The organism is Verrucomicrobiia bacterium, assembly GCA_019634635.1.
Lineage (GTDB): Bacteria > Verrucomicrobiota > Verrucomicrobiia > Limisphaerales > UBA9464 > UBA9464.
Genome location: JAHCBB010000009.1, coordinates 177,530 through 194,551 on the forward strand (window position 1 = coordinate 177,530; position 17,022 = coordinate 194,551).

15 protein-coding genes are annotated in these 17,022 nt (G+C 66.2%); 5 read left to right on the forward strand and 10 right to left on the reverse strand.

Annotated features, from left to right (window positions below; all coding sequences use genetic code 11):
• Positions 1-129: 129 nt before the first annotated feature.
• Both KF791_08735 and KF791_08740 read left to right on the forward strand, forming a co-directional pair.
• Positions 130-1,575 carry an MBOAT family protein gene (locus KF791_08735; GenBank protein MBX3732666.1) on the forward strand — a complete coding sequence of 482 codons (1,446 nt, stop codon included), beginning with the start codon at positions 130-132 and terminating at the stop codon, positions 1,573-1,575.
• Entirely contained in the window at positions 1,575-2,456 is an 882-nt protein-coding gene (locus tag KF791_08740; protein MBX3732667.1) for a hypothetical protein, read from the forward strand. Before KF791_08735 ends, KF791_08740 begins: the two co-directional genes overlap by 1 nt.
• 34 nt (positions 2,457-2,490) lie before the next feature.
• On the opposite strand, the gene KF791_08745 is transcribed toward KF791_08740, so the two are convergent.
• Positions 2,491-4,026 carry a UbiD family decarboxylase gene (locus KF791_08745; protein MBX3732668.1) on the reverse strand — a complete coding sequence of 512 codons (1,536 nt, stop codon included), beginning with the start codon at positions 4,024-4,026 and terminating at the stop codon, positions 2,491-2,493.
• Positions 4,027-4,246: 220 nt separating this feature from the next.
• Positions 4,247-4,636: an RNA-binding protein gene (locus KF791_08750; GenBank protein ID MBX3732669.1), complete on the reverse strand. Its 390-nt coding sequence runs from the start codon at positions 4,634-4,636 to the stop codon at positions 4,247-4,249.
• Positions 4,637-5,141: 505 nt separating this feature from the next.
• Between KF791_08750 and KF791_08755 the strand changes: the two genes are divergently transcribed.
• Entirely contained in the window at positions 5,142-5,477 is a 336-nt protein-coding gene (locus KF791_08755; protein MBX3732670.1) for a hypothetical protein, read from the forward strand.
• 31 nt (positions 5,478-5,508) lie between these two features.
• On the opposite strand, the gene KF791_08760 is transcribed toward KF791_08755, so the two are convergent.
• The 4 genes from KF791_08760 to KF791_08775 form a co-directional block, all read right to left on the reverse strand.
• A complete protein-coding gene (locus tag KF791_08760) occupies positions 5,509-6,843 on the reverse strand; it encodes a DUF1501 domain-containing protein (GenBank protein MBX3732671.1) in 1,335 nt (444 codons plus the stop codon).
• A gap of 113 nt (positions 6,844-6,956) precedes the next feature.
• Positions 6,957-10,130 (reverse strand): DUF1553 domain-containing protein, encoded by a 3,174-nt coding sequence (locus tag KF791_08765; GenBank protein ID MBX3732672.1) that lies wholly within the window; start codon positions 10,128-10,130, stop codon positions 6,957-6,959.
• Positions 10,131-10,282: 152 nt separating this feature from the next.
• A complete protein-coding gene (locus tag KF791_08770) occupies positions 10,283-13,171 on the reverse strand; it encodes a hypothetical protein (GenBank protein MBX3732673.1) in 2,889 nt (962 codons plus the stop codon).
• Positions 13,168-13,563, reverse strand: coding sequence for a BlaI/MecI/CopY family transcriptional regulator (locus KF791_08775; protein MBX3732674.1), 396 nt, complete (start codon positions 13,561-13,563; stop codon positions 13,168-13,170). Before KF791_08775 ends, KF791_08770 begins: the two co-directional genes overlap by 4 nt.
• A 219-nt stretch (positions 13,564-13,782) precedes the next feature.
• Between KF791_08775 and KF791_08780 the strand changes: the two genes are divergently transcribed.
• Both KF791_08780 and KF791_08785 read left to right on the forward strand, forming a co-directional pair.
• Positions 13,783-14,463 carry a hypothetical protein gene (locus KF791_08780; protein MBX3732675.1) on the forward strand — a complete coding sequence of 227 codons (681 nt, stop codon included), beginning with the start codon at positions 13,783-13,785 and terminating at the stop codon, positions 14,461-14,463.
• A 96-nt stretch (positions 14,464-14,559) separates the two neighbouring features.
• The gene (locus tag KF791_08785; GenBank protein MBX3732676.1) at positions 14,560-14,814 is read left to right on the forward strand and encodes a hypothetical protein; all 255 of its coding nucleotides are present in this window, start codon (positions 14,560-14,562) and stop codon (positions 14,812-14,814) included.
• Between the two features lie 315 nt (positions 14,815-15,129).
• Here KF791_08785 and KF791_08790 read toward each other — a convergent pair whose 3' ends face one another.
• From KF791_08790 to KF791_08805, 4 genes are all read right to left on the reverse strand, one after another.
• On the reverse strand, positions 15,130-15,537 hold the full coding sequence (locus tag KF791_08790) for a pilus assembly protein (GenBank protein MBX3732677.1): 408 nt from the start codon (positions 15,535-15,537) through the stop codon (positions 15,130-15,132).
• Positions 15,534-15,749, reverse strand: coding sequence for a ribbon-helix-helix protein, CopG family (locus tag KF791_08795; GenBank protein ID MBX3732678.1), 216 nt, complete (start codon positions 15,747-15,749; stop codon positions 15,534-15,536). The genes KF791_08790 and KF791_08795 overlap by 4 nt, the downstream gene beginning before the upstream one ends.
• A gap of 58 nt (positions 15,750-15,807) precedes the next feature.
• The gene (locus KF791_08800) at positions 15,808-16,479 is read right to left on the reverse strand and encodes a phosphoadenosine phosphosulfate reductase family protein (GenBank protein ID MBX3732679.1); all 672 of its coding nucleotides are present in this window, start codon (positions 16,477-16,479) and stop codon (positions 15,808-15,810) included.
• Positions 16,480-16,488: 9 nt separating this feature from the next.
• A partial coding sequence (locus KF791_08805; GenBank protein MBX3732680.1) for a transposase occupies positions 16,489-17,022 on the reverse strand: 534 nt, incomplete at its 5' end.

Genomic DNA, 17,022 nt, shown 5'->3' on the forward strand with positions numbered 1-17,022 from the left:
CTCAACTCCGGAGTGTCTAGGGGTGGCGCGTTCGGGTGCGGGGCGCGGCGGCCGGGAGCGACCTGAACGGCAAATCGCTTGTCCGCACCCCGACGGTCCCGTCTTCTACCGGCCGCGGGTTCGCGCCTCATGCTGTTCGTCAGTTGGTCGTTTGCGGTCTTCCTGCCGGTGGTCCTGATGCTCCATTACTGGGGCCGGCGGCAGGGGTGGCAGGTCGGGGTGCTGACCCTGGCCAGCTTCGTCTTCTATGGCTGGGCGAACCCCTCGCTGGTGCCTCTGCTGGCGCTGTCCGCCCTGGTGAATGCGGTGGCCTCCCAGGAGTTGATTGCCGCCGGGCGGGCCCCGCTGCGGCGGCGAACGGTTCTGGCGGGAGCCCTGGTTTACAACGTCGGGGTGCTGGCCTTCTTCAAGTATGCGGCGTTGCTGGGCCGCGTGCTCCTGCCGGAGGCGTTGTGGATCCGCTGGGGACCGTGGCTGCAGGACATCCCGCTCCCCGTGGGCATCTCGTTCTTCACCTTTCAGGGGATCAGCCTGATTGTGGACACTTGGCATGCCGGGGCCCGGGGGATTGCCGGGCTGCCTCCTCCGGTCACCGGACGCGAGGTGGGCCTGCACTATGTGAAGGTCACCTTTTTCAAGGCATTCTTCCCGCAGCTCGTGGCCGGGCCCATCGTCAAAGCCGGCGAGTTCTTCCACCAAATCCGACCCAAACGGCTTCGCGACGTGCAATGGGACGCCGCGGTGCGGACGCTGATCCTGGGATTTTTCCTCAAGATGGTGGTGGCGGACAATCTGAAGGAGGTGACCGAGGGCCTCCGGTACCCGGAATTCCTGATGCTGCCGAGGATCAACCTGATCGCTCTGCTGTACGCGTTCTCCTTTCAGATCCTGGCGGACTTTGCGGGCTATTCGATCATCGCCATCGGGTTGGGGCGGTTGTTCGGCTACGAACTGCCCGTAAATTTCAACCATCCGTACCTCAGCCGGAGCATCACGGAGTTCTGGCGGCGCTGGCACATCACGCTGTCCTCCTGGCTCCGGGAGTACCTCTACATCCCCCTCGGGGGCAACCGAAGCGGGACAGTGGTGACTTACCGGAATCTGTTCATCGTGATGTTCCTCGGGGGGCTGTGGCACGGCGCGGCATGGAGCTACGCCATTTGGGGCTCGGCCCACGGGCTCCTGCTGGCTGGAGAACGACTGATGTTCAACCGGCATCGCGAACCGGTGCCCGACGGATGGACGCCTGGAGGCGTCGTCAGAGCGGGGATCACCTTCTCCGCAGTGTCGGCGCTCTGGCTGCTCTTCAAGCTCCCGGAATTCCGTCACGTCATCGAATACGTTCGGAGCGTGGTCCATAACGGCGGGGCGCCGCAGATCCAGGCCCTGTACGTGATCGCCGTGTTCTCGGCACCGGTCGTTCTTTGGGAACTGTGGGGTGCGCTGGCGCGGGTTCGCGCCCGCTGGACCTTGGCGCGGCGGGAGCGGGTCTCGTGGGCAGGGTATTCGGTGATGATGTTTCTCATCGTGACCAACTCGGGTCCTCCGGGAACGTTCATTTACTTCCAGTTCTGATGGCGGTTCCCGAAAACACCCTGCGCCAGTCGGTGCGGATCATGGCGATGACGGCGCTGCTGACCGGGGCATGGGCGGCTGCGCTGCACTGGCTGCCCCGGCCCGAACTGGCGGAGACCAACTACGAGGCCAACCGCCTGAGAGTCGAACAATGGCTGCTCGGTCCGCCGGCGCCGGCAGCCCTGGTCGGGACCTCGATTTCCGGACGCCTCTTGCCCTCGTACTTCGACGGGACACCGCTGGCGGGCCTCGCGAATCTGGGACTCGACGGCGCCAGCCCGGAAACCGGACTCCGGCTGGTGAGTCAGCGTCCTCAAGGAACGCGGCTGGTGCTCCTGGAGGTGCATCTGCTCGGAAAGCGTCCGGGTCCGAACGACCGGCAATTGCTGGATCTGGCGAGCGGCTTCGGATTGACGTTGAGCCGGTGGGTGCCGGTGACCCGGGCTGAGGCCCGGCCCTCCACCGTGCTCTACGGCTGGCTCAAGGAGCGGAGAGGTGAAGGGGGTGGGGGTGGTGATCCGGTTCCCAGGAGGGTCCCGCCCGACGAGGCCGCCCGGGAGGCGGAGGCCATGGACCCCGAATGGCAGCCCCGCATCCGGCGATGGATTGGTGAATTGGGAGCGTCCGGCATTCGGGTGGTCCTGATCCGTGTGCCCGCGGGTCGGGCGGATCCGGCGGTGCCGGAGGCTCCCAATGAAGCGGACCGCATCGCCGCCGACCTGGGACTGCCGCTGGTGGACCTCCTCCGGCTGAGCCAGCAGGAGGGCCTTCGGCTGAGCTATACCGATGGCCTGCACCTGACTCCGGTTGCTGCCCGGGGCGTCTGCCGGATTCTGGCCACAGCCCTCGAGCGCCTGGACCTGGTCCCACCGCGGGATTGATCCGAAGGGGACGCGCACGCGCCGCCGCGCGGCTTCAGTCCTTCAGGCGTCGCAATAGTTCGGCAACCTTCCGTTCGACTTCGGGATCCATCCGGATGAGAGGCGGCCAGGGGCGCCGGAAGCCTTCGCCGGGCAGCTTGCGGGTCGCGTCAAATCCGACCTTGCTGCCCACGGCGATTTCCGCGGTGGCATGGTCCAGTACGTCCGAAGGTCCCCGGGTGAACAGCGCATCGCGTTCGGGGTCGGTGTTCGCGCAAAGATGGAACAAGACCTCGCTGGTATTGTGCACGTCCACTCCGGCGTCCACGACGACCAGATACTTCGTGAACATCATCTGCCCCATGCCCCAGAGACCGTGCATGATCTTGTAGGCCTGCATCGGATAGGTCTTGCGAATGCTCACGAAGACCAGGTTGTGAAAGACCCCTTCCGCCGGGAGGGCAATGTCCACGATCTCCGGGAAGTTCATTCGGAAGACCGGGAGGAACAGCTTCACGGAGGCGCTGCCGATGTAGAAGTCCTCCATGGGAGGCCGTCCCACGATGGTGGCCGGATAGACGGCGTCGCGCCGGTGGGTGATCGCCGTGACATGGAAGACCGGGTAGGGTTCCGGAAGGGTATAATACCCGGTGTGGTCGCCGAACGGACCTTCCTCGCGAAGGGGTTCCCGCGGATCCATGTAACCCTCGATCACGAAATCGGCGCCGGCGGGGACATCCAGATCCACGGTCCGGCACCGGACCAAGTCCACCGAGCGGCGACGGAGGAAGCCCGCGAGCAGCAGTTCGTCGAGGCCGTCGGGCAGTGGCGCGGTGGCGGCAAATGCGAACACGGGGTCGCCACCCAGGACGATCGCGACCGGCATGCGTCGGCCGGTTTCGAAGTAACGGCGACCGTGTCGCGCCGCGACCTTCTGCAACTGCCAGTGGAGGCCCGTGGTCTGGCCGTCGTAAACTTGGATCCGGTACATCCCAAGATTGCGCTCCCCGGTGTCCGGATCCTGGGTGACGACGCAGGGCAGGGTGATGAATCGGCCGCCATCCAAAGGCCAGCATTGGAGGATTGGCAGGTCCCGCAGTGTGGGAAGGGGAATGGACTGGGGTCCGTCCTCAACCCGCGGCGCGGAGGGCCAGGGGTCTGTGTGTGGCCGGGGTGCGTCGTACAGGTGGACCACCTCCTGGCAGGCACCGGAAGACACCCGTCGCGGTCGGGCGTGGCGGAGTTCGAGGCCTTTGGCCAGCAAATGGAGGGCTTCGCGGAGTGAGCCGGGTGGCCGGGCATGAACGAGAGCGCCGAGTTCGGCGGCGACGTCGTCCACGGATGCTGCTCCCAGGCCGAGCGCCATGCGGCGCCAGGATCCGAGGGTGTTGATGGCGACCGGGAAGGGCGAAACGACGCCGCCAATGGTGGGCCGTTCAATCAGCAAGGCGCGCCCGCCGCCGGGCGACTTCATCTCGTGGTCCGCGAGGGCGGTGATCTCCAGCTCCGTGGCCACCGGCTCGCGGATCCGTTTCAGTTCACCGGCGCGATCGAGCGCATCCACCCACTCGCGAAAGGAGTCATAGGCCATGGTCGCAGGGTATCGCGAGGCGCCGATGCGGCAATCACCGGGCGGTCCGCACACCACGGCGGGGTCGTTGGTACGGGAACGTCGAGGGCGCGGGGCATCCGGTTTCGGGGCGGACAGGGCATCCGGGGACGCATCCCCGGCCGTCCGCGGAAGCCTCCGCAAAACAAAAAGGCGGCCCGTCCATTCGGGCCGCCTTGAAATCCTCTGATGCGTCGTGGGCTTAGTAGCGCCCGCCGCCGCCACCGCCGCGACGGGAACCGCCACGGTCCCCGCCCCAACCGCCGCGGCCGCCGCCGCCACCGCCACCGCCGTAGCCACCGCCACCACCACCGCCACCGAAACCGCCGGAGCGCGGACGCTCCTCCTTCGGACGGGCTTCGTTGACGGTGAGTTCACGTCCGTCGAGCCGGGCGCCGTGCATGGCGCTGATCGCGGACTGAGCCCCCTCGGGCGTGCCCATGGTGACGAACGCGAAGCCGCGGGAGCGGCCGGTGGCGCGATCCACCATCAGGTTCACCTCGGACACCGGGCCGTGGGCGGCAAAGGCGTCTTGGAGGTCATTTTCCGTCGTATTGAACGACAGGTTTCCAACATACAGTTTTGTATTCATTTGAACGGGTGCTGTTTGGCGACTGAACACTGTCCGGCTGTTCCCGACCATCGGGTTTCAAATCGTCACTGAACCGCGTTCAACTGAAGATTCACCACGCCTGGAGACTAGCAGCAATCCAACAGACGGGCGAAAGCTGAACGGTTCTCGGGGTACTGCAAGCCCGTTTTTCGACGTCGGTGATCGCGGATCCTTCTTCGGTTGCACACGAAATGAGAACTTCGGTTGACACCCGGGGCCGTTTCGCGATACCACTTCAATTCGATGAAACACATCGTCCATCCAATGCTCCCTTGCGGGATGCGCCGCTCCCGGCGCGTCCGCCGGGTCGTGGCGATGGCCTCCTGGCAGTGCGCCGGGGCCGTGGGCGATGTGGGAAGAACGGGCTGAGGAACCTGTTCACCGTTTTCCGGAACCCACGATTGCCCGGCAGTCGTGGGTTTTTGTTTTCCACGACGCGTGGGGCGATCCCGGGGGACGCAATCACCGACACCCAGATCCAAACATGAAGGCCACAACAACCCCTGAAGTCCCGGGTCCCGGGAGGTTCGAGGCATCCCTCGATCCCGCGGCACCCTTTACGCGCACCGGTGAAAACGACCTGGAGCGCCTCAAGAACCAGTTGCTCCAGAAGGCACTGGCAGGCGTCAGCTCGCCGCTGATGGCCGCGCCGATCCGGCGTGCCGCCAATGAGGCGGCCGCCGTGGCGTGGCTGGAGGCGCATCCGCTCCTGGTGTTTCCCACGTTGTTTGAGGAGAAACTCCGCGCCGTTCGGCAGCAGAACTACCGGCAGCAGCTGATCCGCGCCCGGAGCGCGGGATTGTTGGCGTCCGCGGCGTAACCGCGGCCCGCCGGGCGCGGTTGCCGGCAGTTCAGGCCAGCAGCTTGGTCACCACCTCGCCATGCACATCGGTCAGTCGGAAATCCCGCCCTTGGAAACGGAACGTCAGGCGCTCGTGGTCGAACCCAAGCAGATGCAGAAGGGTGGCATGGAGGTCATGAACGTGGACACGGTCCCGGACGACGTTGAACCCGAACGCGTCGGTTTCCCCCACCGTGACTCCCCGGCGGGTTCCCCCCCCGGCCAGCCACATCGTGAACGCCTGCGGATGATGATCGCGGCCCAGGCTGCGGTTCAGCTCGGCGCTGGCCTCCACTTGTGGCGTTCGGCCGAACTCTCCGCCCCAGATCACCAAGGTGTCCTCCAGCAGGCCCCGCTGCTTCAGGTCCCGGACCAGGGCGGCGCTCGCCCGGTCGGTCAATGCCGCCTGGGCCTTCACCCCGCCCTTCACATCGCTGTGGTGATCCCAGGCCTCGTGAAACAACTGGACGAAGCGGACCCCCCGCTCGACCAGACGCCGGGCCAGAAGACAGTTGTTGGCAAAGGATGCCTTGCCCGGCTCGGCCCCATACATTGCCAGGGTTTCCGGGGATTCCCGTGACAGGTCCATGAGCTCCGGGGCGCTGGACTGCATCCGGTACGCCATCTCAAACGCATTGATCCGAGTGGCGATCTCCGGGTCGCCGACAATGCCCAAGCGCTCCTCATTGAGTTCGCGGACGGCATCGAGGGTCCGGCGCTGGAGGGACGGCGTCATGCCGGGCGGGTTCGAGAGGTACAGGACCGGGTCGGCCCCCTTCCGGAAGAGCACGCCCTGGAACAGGCTCGGCAGGAAGCCGCTGCCATAATTCCCCGCGCCGCCGCTGAGGCCGCCCGCGGAATTCAGCACCACGAACCCCGGGAGGTCCTGGGACACGCTGCCCAGTCCGTAGGTCACCCAGGCTCCCAGGCTGGGGCGTCCGAACTGCTGGGACCCGGTGTTCATGAAGATTTGACCCGGAGCATGGTTGAAGGCGTCGGTGGTCATGGACCGGACGATCGTCAGTTCGTCGGCGACCGTGGCGAGCTGCGGCAGGGCCTCGCTGATCCAGGCTCCGGAGTGACCATGACGGGCAAAGGAAAATTCCGGCGCATAGATCGCCGAATCCGGTTTGATGAAGGCGTAGGTCTGTCCACCAAGAACATCCTTCGGCACCGGCTGCCCGTTGTAGCGGGCAAGGGTGGGCTTGTAATCGAAGAGCTCGAGCTGGCTCGGCGCCCCGGCCATGAAGAGGTAGATCACCGCGCGGGCCCGCGGGGGCTGCGGGGGCTGCCGGGGACTCATGGGATTGGCGGACGGCACCGATGCCGCGGTGCGGTGGCCCATCAGGGAGGCCAGCGCGATGGACCCCAGGCCGACACCGCACTGCTGGAAGAACCAGCGCCGGGTCAGGAAGCGCTGGCGCTCCAGGTCAAGTTCACGAGTCAGGTTCACGGGGTTCACTCCTTGGTGATGGTTTCGTCGAGGTTGAGCATGGCGCGGGTGACCGCGCTCCAGGCGGCAAGGTCGGTGGTCGTCTGGCCGCGGGGAAGCGGCGCGGGGTTCTTCGGGTCGGCAAAGGCGAACCGGCCGGCGTCGCCCGGCCGGGAGGAGTACTCGGCCCGGGCCTGCGCGAGCAGCCCGAGCAGGACGGTGGTCTCGCGGTCGGTGGGCGGACGGGAAACGCACTGGCGGAACGCCCACCGGGCACGCTGCTCGTCGGTGTCCGCGGCGGCCAGCGCCCGCCACGCAAGCCATCGGGCCGCCTGGTGGAACGTCGGCTCATTGAGTGTGGTCAACGCCTGGAGGGGGGTGTTTGAGCGGGTGCGGCGCACGCAGCTCTGCTCCGCGGCGGGCGCGTCGAAGGTCAGAAGCGCCGGATAGGGCACGCTGCGCTTCCAGAAGGTGTACAGTGCCCGCCGGTAGCGGTCGTCTCCCTCGCTCACATTCCAGGTGATCGGCCCGTAGGCGAGGGACATCACGCCGTCGGGCAACGGGGGGAAAACACTGGGCCCGCCAATCTTCGTGGACAACAGGCCGCTCACCTTGAGGGCGATGTCCTGCACCGTCTCGCCCTCGACCCGGAATCGCGGGCCGCGGCCCAGCAACCGGTTGGCGGGATCCCGCTCAAGCGTGGCCGGTGTCAGCACGGAGGCCTGACGGTACGCGGAGGATCCGGCGATCAAGCGATGCAGATGCTTCAAGCTCCAAGGCCGTGGCGGTTCGGCAGCCATGGACACAGGGGTCTGAGGATCCATGAACTCGGCGGCCAGCCAGTCCAGCAAGGCCGGATGCGATGGAGGCTCGGCCCGGGTCCCAAGATCTTCCGGGGTCTCCACCAGTCCGGTGCCGAAATACTGCTGCCAGACGCGATTGACGAGGACGCGGGCGGTCAGCGGATTGTCGGGATGGGTCAGCCAGGCGGCGAGCCCAAGGCGGTTTCGAGGGATTCCCTGGGGAAACGGATTCAGCACCGCGGGCACGTCGGCCGCGACGGCGACGGAGGGCTTCTGCCAGTCGCCGCGTTTGAAGAGGCGGGTGACACGTGACGGTTCCCGGGCGGCGAGCGCCAGAGTGGTCACGCCTGCAGACGGCCAGTCCGCCCACAGGTCATCCCAGGCCAGTGCGGTCTCCGCCAGCTCGGGATCCTGAAACAGGTACGTGCGGAACAGCTCGCGCCGAAGGTGCGGAGGGGGTGCGCCAAGAGCCGTCGCGAGACGGGCCCGCTGACGCTCGCTTAGAGGCTCCACCGTTAGCGGCCCCGGATCCCGCGTGACGCTGAGGCGCAGCCGCCCCGGGATGTAGTTGGACAAGCGGCCGTCGGCGACCTGCAAACCCTCCTTCGGCTTCGAATGAATCGTGAGCAGGAGGCTTGTGCCTCCCTCGAAGCCAAAAGGCTCAGAAGCCTGAAACACGGCCCGGCGCTCATCATTCCTGCGCCCGCGGGTGAGGGCCGAGGCCCAGCCGCCGTTCGTGACGACGCCGTCGGCCATCGCCGACGCGGGAAACCCCGGGACTTCGGAATCCGCAATGACGCGAGTAAAAACGATCTGCTGGGGGGCCGGGCCATTCGTTGACCCCGGCTCGACAGGTCCCGGAGGGTTCAGGGGCATGGCTTCAGCCATGAACTCGCCGATGAGGAAATCTCCCCGGCCATCGAGGCCCGGGCCGCCAAAAGGCAGATTGCCGTCATTCAGCAACTCCAGTCGAAATCCCGTCAGGTTGGTGCCGGACACGGTCGTCCACACCCGCAGCACTCCGGTGCCGTAGATGTCGCCGCCTGCCAGGAGGGAATGGTCCTCCTGTTTCTCGAACTTCATCGGGGTGGAGTGCCATTCGTCAGGATCCAGCACCTCCCAGGCGGTCCCCTGAGCACCGAGGCCTTCGAGCCAGCGCGCGAACCGCGCCGCGGTGGCGGGGTCCGACGCCCACTGGTCCTCCAGATGCCGCGCCGCCTCCTCGATCTCGTGACGCTTCGCCTCGACTTCGGGCTCGGGCACTTCAATCCGGGGCTCCACGTCCTGGTTCAGGAAATCGTAAAAGGCGAAATACTCCCGTTGGGAGATGGGATCGAACTTGTGATTGTGGCATTGGGCGCACGCGATCGTCAGACCCAGCCAGGTGCGGCCGACGGCGTCCACTCGGTCCACAATGCTCTCCACCCGGAATTTCTCCGGTTCGACGCCCCCCTCCATGTTGATCATGGAATTTCGGAGAAAGCCGGTTGCGATGCGCTGGTCGAGGGTGGCTCCCGGAACCAGGTCGCCGGCGAGTTGATCGCGCGTGAACTCGTCGAAGGGCAGGTCCGCATTCAGGGAACGAATCACCCAGTCGCGCCACGGCCAGATGGACCGGGTCCGGTCCTTCTCGAAGCCGTTGGAATCCGCATAGCGGGCGGCATCGAGCCAGTGCCGTGCCCATTTCTCTCCGTAGTGGGGGGATGCCAGCAGACGCTCCACCACCCGGGCGTGGGCCTCGGGCGAAGGGTCCGCAACGAAGGCGTCCACCTCCTCCGGCGCGGGCGGCAACCCGGTGAGGTCGAGGGACAGCCGCCGCATCCAGGTGATGCGGTCGGCCTCCGGGGACGGGGCCATGGAGGCTTCCTGAAGGCGTGCCAAAACGAAATGATCCACCGGGTTTCGCAGCGGGAAACGCGAATCTTCGGACGTGACGGTGGGTACTGCGGGCCGTCGGACGGGCTGGAACGCCCAGTGGGTTCTGGGGTCGGGACCGGCCGCCACCGATGGCTCGTCGGTCGGCCAGAGCGCGCCGCCGGCGATCCATTTCCGGAGCGTCTCGACCTCCTCCGGGGCTAGCGGATCCCCTTTCCGAGGCATCCGGGCCACCTCCCCATGGGTGCCCGAGACAACTTGGATCAGCACCGAGTCCTCCGGGGCACCCGGAACGAGCAGCGGCCCGTGATCGCCGCCGGCCAGCGCGGCGTCGCGAAGGTCGAGACGCAGTCCGGATTCCTGCTTGCGATCTCCGTGGCAGGACACGCAGCGGGCCTCAAGCAGGGGTCGGACGTCCGCCTCGAAATCCGGCGCCGCTCCGGCGCCCAGTCCACCAAGCGTCAGCGCCAGAACGGTCCGGGCCGCCCGGGAATTGCGACCAGGTTGAATGCTGCGCGACATGATCAATTAATAGACAGCGACTCGGAGCGTGTCGCCAGTCTTCAAAGGGTCGCTGGATTTCAATCGCGCAGGAGGAATCGTGGATCTTCGGAAATGCCGACGAGACCGACCAGAGCCGATCGAATTCTCAGGCTCGTTCCGCCCGTTCCGGCTCAATCGCTGAGGGAGACAGTCGGGATCCCTGCCTGCCGTGCTTCCTCCAGAACTGTTTGGAACCGCGCCGGGGGAGCATCCGCATCCGCACGGACGATCAGCCTCAGGTTGGGCTTCGCCGCTTGTTCGGCCTTCAACGCGACCGGCAGGTCACCCGGCTTCACCCACTGATGGCCCACCCGGATTCCAGGTTCCGCCGCCATCACGCGGACAATCACCGGCTGAACGGGAGCCACGGAAGCTCCGTCACCGGCCGCGGCTGCCGGGGCAAACTGCGGCGTGATGAAGGCGTACAGCCGCTGCGAGACGACATTGGTCTGCGACCGGCGCACCAACCAGTTCCGCGACCGGACGATGTTGGTTCGCGTGACCATGGCGCCGCGCAGGGCGACGGTTTCGCCGGGTTTGGCAAACGCGGTCGCCACCATCTCGCGGACAAGAATCCGGGCCAGCGGCTTCTGGGCCTTCAGCGGTTTTGCACCGGAGACCTGAACGAAGGCTTCATTGCCCTTGCCAGGATCTTCGTAGCCAAGGAACTCCGTCACCCGCGCCACAGTGATCAACCGCCAGCCATCGTTTTCAGCGTAGGGCAGCACGTCCACCGCGGGACCGGTGGCAATGGATTCGACCTGGTAGTTGATCCCCGGGGTCGTGTTGGTGACCGAGACCGAGACGTCATCAAATCCGACCGCTTGGGTTCGCGGATCCACGGCGGCCTTCACTCCGGTGACGACGCTGCGCACGTCCTGGACCGCGACCTGGGCTTGCCGGCCGGAGCGGGTCGTCACTTCCGGTGCGGTCAGGAAGTCAATTCCCCTGTGGTTTTCCAGCGAACGGCTCAGGGCATCGAACTGAACGGCCTTGAGCGTCACCCATTCGCCCTTGCTGGTCAGGGTATCCACACGCGTGGCCGCCTTGGGATCCGGTCGCGTCGTCTCCGTCACCGGATTGTTGGTGGGAGAACGTCCGAACAGCCAGTCGAGTCCCAAGTCCTCGGCACTGTCCACCCGGACGTCGGCAAGTTGAACCTTCAACGTGATTGCCGGTCCGACGGATTCGTCATCGTCGCGCCCGTGGACGTTCAAAACAGCGAGAATCCGCTGCGTCCGGTCCAGGTCAGCGAGCGTGGCACGGACAAAAAGCGCTCCAGTCCGGTCGTTGAAGTACACCGCAGGCGCCAGCGGGTCAGGCGCGTCCGGAGACAACGCGGTCGCGTCCGGCTTCGCGAAGTCCAGTCCGCAGGCCACCAGGAACTGGTTGACGTCCGCTTGGATGTTGGTGGAGGGAAGCATTCCTGCCGTTTGGCGGATGGCTGCGACAAACTGAACCGGATCGGCCAATCGGTAGGTTCGGGTATACAACTGGGGGGCCGTACCGACACCCGGCGACCCGGCCGGCGCCGGCGCCGCCAAACCAGACGCAGCCGCCGGTTCAACAGTAACGCCTGGCTCACGCAGCGCAGCGATCACACGGGTGGGGAGGGGAGCTGCCCCGGTGTTTGGCGCACTCGTGAACCCGCTTTGGGATGCCGCGGCGCCCGCCATCGGTGCGGTCTGCAGACGGATGTCCCCGCGCGCCACAAGGGTGTCGTTCGTTGCATCAATCTGGACGGCATCGGCCGTCCGTGTGGAGGATCCAGACTGAATCACCACTCCGCCCCATGCAGTAACGACTCCGGTCTGAGTGTCGTACGCCAGGGCATTGGAAATCAGGGCCGCCCTGATGATCGTCTCGGAGACTGGCGGCCCAGGCACCCGGGCCTTCGGGGACGATTCGGAGACGGACGAGACGGCGCTCGCGGCATGGGCCAGGAACGCAAGGGCCGAAGGTTCGCCGGGTCCAGGCCAGGGCAGCGCGGCCAGAGCGATCACGCCTCCGACCACCGCGCACCGCATCCGCCAGCGCTGTCCCCAGCCGGGCGGGCGCCACACGGGCGGGGTCTCCAGCAGGGCGGCAACGCGGCGACCGAGCTCGGAGCGGAAGCCGCTGCCCGCCACGCCGAGGCTGCGGGCGGGTCCCGGCGTGGCCAGTTCGCGGCCGAACGCGACGAGGGATTCCGCCAGGGCGGCGACACCCCCTTCCGGCACGAGCGCGCTGGCTTCATCCGCCGCCTGTTCACTGGCGGCCCGCAGTTGATGCCGCGCCCACCAGACGCCCGGATGCCACCACAGGAGCGCGCATACCGCATCCGCGGCGGCGAGCCAGAACGGGTCGCGCCCGGCCAGATGGGCGAGCTCGTGGGCAATCATCGCCTCGCGCTGCGCGGGCGTGAATCGCGCCGCAAAATCCGCCGGAACGGCAATTGTTGGCCACAGCGTTCCAAATGCGATGGGTCCACGAAGCCGCGCCCAGACGCGCAGTTCTACGCGGCGCAGGCCGAGTGGGCCTTCCAGGCGCGCGATGGTCGCCCGGGTTTCAGTGTCGCCGGGTTTGGTTCGACGGCGTTCCCAGCCGAGCCAGGCGCGCAGCGTCAGCGTCCGCAATCCAAGCAGCAGCGCCCCCAGCAGCCAGAGGAGTCCGGGCCACCATCCCGCAGACCGTGGCGGTGGCGACGTGGGCGCCGAAGCGTCCGGCTGGGGAATCGAGGGTCCGGGGTCGAATTCAGACGAGGTGAACGTCGTGCTCTCCAAAGGGTGAACCAACGCGACCAGCCGGCGCTCGCTCGGTGGGTGTGTCACGGGCAACCGCATGGTCACGAAGCTGCGAAACCCGGAAAATTCAACGACGGTGATCAAGGCGAGGGCCACCAGGCCGGAATGCCATAACGAGCGGCGAAGCTGGGGCGGACGAATCCACCGGGCGCAGAGCGCCAGCGCGGCCACCACCATCGCGATCTCCAGCGTCAGCACGCCCAGCAACCGGCTCCAGAAGGCGCTGTCGGGCGTCATCGGGTCCTCCGTTTCGCTTCCTTGATCAATTTCTCCAACTGGTCGAGTTCGGCCCGGCTGACCGCCCGGCTCGTGAGCAGGTGGCTGACGGCGTCCGCCAGGCTTCCCTCGAAGAGCCGCTCGACGAAATGCGCGCCGACGCTGCGGTTGACCTCTTCGGCGGCGACCAGGGCGCGGTAGAGAAAGGTCCGTCCCTCCTCGCGGTGCGCCACGAGTTCACGCGCCTCCATCTTGCGCAGCATTGTCGCGACGGTGGTGTAGGCGAGGTCGCGCTCGGGCTTCAGGTCGGCGTGGACGTTGGCGACCGAGGCCTCACGGCGTTCCCAGAGCACCTGGAGAATCCGCAGCTGCAGGTCACCGAGGCGGTGATGGTTTGGCTGGAGATGATTCACGATGACCACGGTAATACTACCGTGGTGGTGTACTGGTCAAGCCGTTTCGTTTCTCCCCGGAAGACCCCGGCAGCACCGCCGCTCTGGGAGGGGCGAATCGTCTGGGAACCTGTCACTTCAAAGACCTGCTGAAGCGTTGCCCGATTGGTCCATTGCCAGTGGCTGGCGAATGCTCCAGGCTCCCGATGCTTCATGGCATCCACGCATCGCAAATCTCCCATGCATACCCCATTGCCGTTGGTCACCGCGCTTTGTATCGGGGCGCTGGCCGCCCGCGCTGGAGTGATCTACGAAACCGGATTTGAACCGCCCAACTTCGCCCTGGGCGGCATCAACGGACAGGAGGGCTGGACGGGTGACGGCATCATCGAGAACACCGTGGTGCGGTCGGGCACCCAGGCCCTCGAAATGAGTCTGGAGAACGGCGGGGTGCTCCCGCTGGCGATCCTTGGACTGAACGCAGCCGCGAAACCGCAGGTGAACCTCCAGGTGGACATGCGGTTGGAAGGCGACTTCGACGCCCGCGCTGGCCTCATCCTGCTCATGACGGGCGGCTTCGGACCGCAACTCATCGCCGACGGGACCGGACCGGTGATCCTCGACCAGAACCCCACGCAGGGCACCCTCACGACCGGGCAGTGGTACACCCTGGGACTGTCACTGGATTTTCAGGCGCGCACGGTTGCGGCCTATCTGGACGGTACCTGGGTCGGCTCGGCGCCGCTGGTCCCCGACGGCGACCGGATCACCGAAGTCTGGCTGGCGGGAGGGATCGAGGAGTCCGGGCAGCGGGCCTACTTCGATAACCTGTCCATCGTGGCGGTCCCCGAGTCGCCGGTGATGGCCGCCGTGGTGGGCCTTGGCCTGGCGGGCATCGCGCTGGTCCATCGCCGTCGCTGAGCCCGGGCCGGGCGCACCAGTTTCCGCAGCCATCGTTGGGGGGCTGGCCGCAACCCCGGGGAGTGCGAGCGAAGGGCTCCCACCACCGTCGGTGAGGTGCGAGAGAATCACCAGTACACGCTTCGCGCCATTCCCGCGGCCATTGACCGGGCGCTGCGACGTCGTGCCAAGGATGAGGACAAGAGCCTCAATTCCGTCGCCGTGGAAGCCCTCGCCCGCGGCCTGGAACTCGACATCCAGCCCCGCGAACACACCGATCTGGATGCACGGATTGGCTCCTGGCAGCCGGACCCCGCCTTTGACCGGGCCGTTGCGGAATTCTCCAAGGTGGATGAGGACGCCTGGAAATGAAGGTCGCCCTCGACACCAACGCCTAAAGCGACTTCATGCGGGGCGACGTATCGCGCGTTCACATCGTGCGCACCCCTCGACGATTTGCGCCAGGTCCTCTCGGGTTGCCAGATTCTGGCCCTTCTGCCGGAGATACGCACCAACATACGCACCGACGCCTCCCGCCAACGCCGAACATACGACCAGTGTCCACTCGAAGTTCATTGGCTCAATAAGTGCCCGGCTCACTCGCACCCCTCCGAGCCAGCGATGCAGGTCCTGTGCCAGCCGTCGAACGCCACCTTGAAGCCTGAGAGATGGATAAACGGGGGCGATTCATTTCTCGGGCGGAAAGAGGGCCGGGATCACGTCCCGCTTGTTGCGGCGGTACACGGCAAAGTCCTTCCGGTCGGTGGTCAGGACGGCGTGATCCGGGAACAGTTCGCTCATGCGGACCACGCACAGATCGCACAGGTCCGGCCTCTGATCGCCGAACCTTACGGACAATTCCGACAGGTGTGTGCGGTTCGCGATCACGCTGAACTCCACATCAATCAGGCCGCTGGCCAGGACATCCATGACCAACCCGGTGTTCCCGAGAAGGTAAGCCGCCTCAGTGAGGACCGCCTCGCAGGTCAGCAGGGGGGCCGTGACCTGTGCCGCCAAGGCGACGGCCCATCCATGATGTTCATCCCTTGAGTTGAGGAATGCCACCAAGAAGCCGGTGTCAGCGATGGCAGTCATCGTTTGCCGAACCCTTCCCGGGTTGAAAGGTCGCGGGGCAACCCCCCGGCCTTCCCGGCCAAAGCCATCCATGGGCGGTCTTCGGCAGCGGCGCGCGCCCGCTCCAATTGGAGTCGTACCAGTTCCCCTTGGGTCTGGCCCGTTCGCTCGGAAGTTTCCTTCAGCCAGGCTGCCAGATCCTCCGGCAGTCGAACGCTCAGTGTACTACTCATTTGATTGTAACGTACTACATCCGTGCCCATCCTTGCAATCCCGGTTTCGATAGACCCCTCAGAAGTATCCCGCCTTCTTGCGGTCCTCCATGGCGGCCTCGCTGGGCTTGTCGTCGGCGCGGGAGCCGCGTTCGGTGACGCGTGCTGCCACAACCTCGGCGACGATGTCGTCCACGCTGGACGCCGGACTCTCGATCATGCCGGTGCTGATCATGTCGGCGATGGTACGGACGCGGACGACCAGCGATTTGACCGGCGCGTTCGCCCGGGGTCGCGCCCTTGCGTAAGGATCAGGCCGCGCTGCATCGGTGTGCGACGGCGGCACCGGCAGCCACTGTCCGCCGCGCCGGAAGCACTCGCGGGTGTGGGTGAAACAATTGCTGGGAACCTCCAGCCGTTCCTGGCGGATGTATTCCCAGAGGTCCATCTCGGTCCAGTTCGACAGCGGGAACGCCCGCATGTACTCGCCCGGGTACTGGTAGCAGGAATTAACACCACTTGGCGCTCTGCACTTCCGACGTCCATTTCCAGCACCTGCCGCACCTGCCCCGATGCTGACGGGCTGTGTGATCTGCCGCCATGGATTCGACAGGGGGTCAAGCCCGGACATGGCGGCTTCCGTTGGCGGATTGGGCGGTGCCTTCAGACACAAGTGCAATCTCCGGGGATGACGACTCCACAAGCGCCGGCAACGGCGAGCTCTCCAATGGTTGGATGACCAAAGGGCCATCAGGGACCGCTATCCGACCGCGCGAACTTGGAGATCCCTCAACACGCTGATCCCGGGGAGTGGGACACCCCGGATCCGCCGCGCTCCGTCCTTACGGTTGACGCCAAACCGTTCCCGATGCTGGACGAACACCTCGTTCACGAACGCCTTGGATCCCAAGACCACCCCGTCGGTCAGGTGCCGCACCCGCAGGCGCAGCACCTGCGCCACGCTCAACGCCCCACCGCGCCGCAACTCCTCCAGGATCGTCTCCCGATCCAGCGCCACCTTGTCACTCCGCCCCGGGCTCCCCGCCGTCACGAACAGACTCTGCCGGTATTCCGCCGCCGCCTCCCCCCAGGCCCCTGGCTCCAGGCAGCTCATCAACCCCTTGCGCATCACCCGGTTGCCCGTCAGCGCCGCGGCATAGCCGCAGAAGCGGTAGTCCTTGGGATCCTGCACGATCCCCGCCCGCACCGGATTCAGGTCAATATAGGCGGCCACCATGCGGACCGTGCCCGGGTTGTCCTCGATCAAGACGCTCTTGAAACGTTCGGCCCACAA

Excerpts from the sequence above, each read along its gene's own strand:
- KF791_08735 (MBX3732666.1), top strand. The coding sequence starts at position 130 with ATGCTGTTCGTCAGTTGGTCGTTTGCGGTCTTCCTGCCGGTGGTCCTG.
- KF791_08740 (MBX3732667.1), top strand. The coding sequence starts at position 1,575 with ATGGCGGTTCCCGAAAACACCCTGCGCCAGTCGGTGCGGATCATGGCG.
- KF791_08745 (MBX3732668.1), bottom strand. The coding sequence starts at position 4,026 with ATGGCCTATGACTCCTTTCGCGAGTGGGTGGATGCGCTCGATCGCGCC.
- KF791_08750 (MBX3732669.1), bottom strand. The coding sequence starts at position 4,636 with ATGAATACAAAACTGTATGTTGGAAACCTGTCGTTCAATACGACGGAA.
- KF791_08755 (MBX3732670.1), top strand. The coding sequence starts at position 5,142 with ATGAAGGCCACAACAACCCCTGAAGTCCCGGGTCCCGGGAGGTTCGAG.
- KF791_08760 (MBX3732671.1), bottom strand. The coding sequence starts at position 6,843 with ATGGGCCACCGCACCGCGGCATCGGTGCCGTCCGCCAATCCCATGAGT.
- KF791_08765 (MBX3732672.1), bottom strand. The coding sequence starts at position 10,130 with ATGTCGCGCAGCATTCAACCTGGTCGCAATTCCCGGGCGGCCCGGACC.
- KF791_08770 (MBX3732673.1), bottom strand. The coding sequence starts at position 13,171 with ATGACGCCCGACAGCGCCTTCTGGAGCCGGTTGCTGGGCGTGCTGACG.
- KF791_08780 (MBX3732675.1), top strand. The coding sequence starts at position 13,783 with ATGCATACCCCATTGCCGTTGGTCACCGCGCTTTGTATCGGGGCGCTG.
- KF791_08790 (MBX3732677.1), bottom strand. The coding sequence starts at position 15,537 with ATGACTGCCATCGCTGACACCGGCTTCTTGGTGGCATTCCTCAACTCA.
- KF791_08795 (MBX3732678.1), bottom strand. The coding sequence starts at position 15,749 with ATGAGTAGTACACTGAGCGTTCGACTGCCGGAGGATCTGGCAGCCTGG.
- KF791_08800 (MBX3732679.1), bottom strand. The coding sequence starts at position 16,479 with ATGGCCCTTTGGTCATCCAACCATTGGAGAGCTCGCCGTTGCCGGCGC.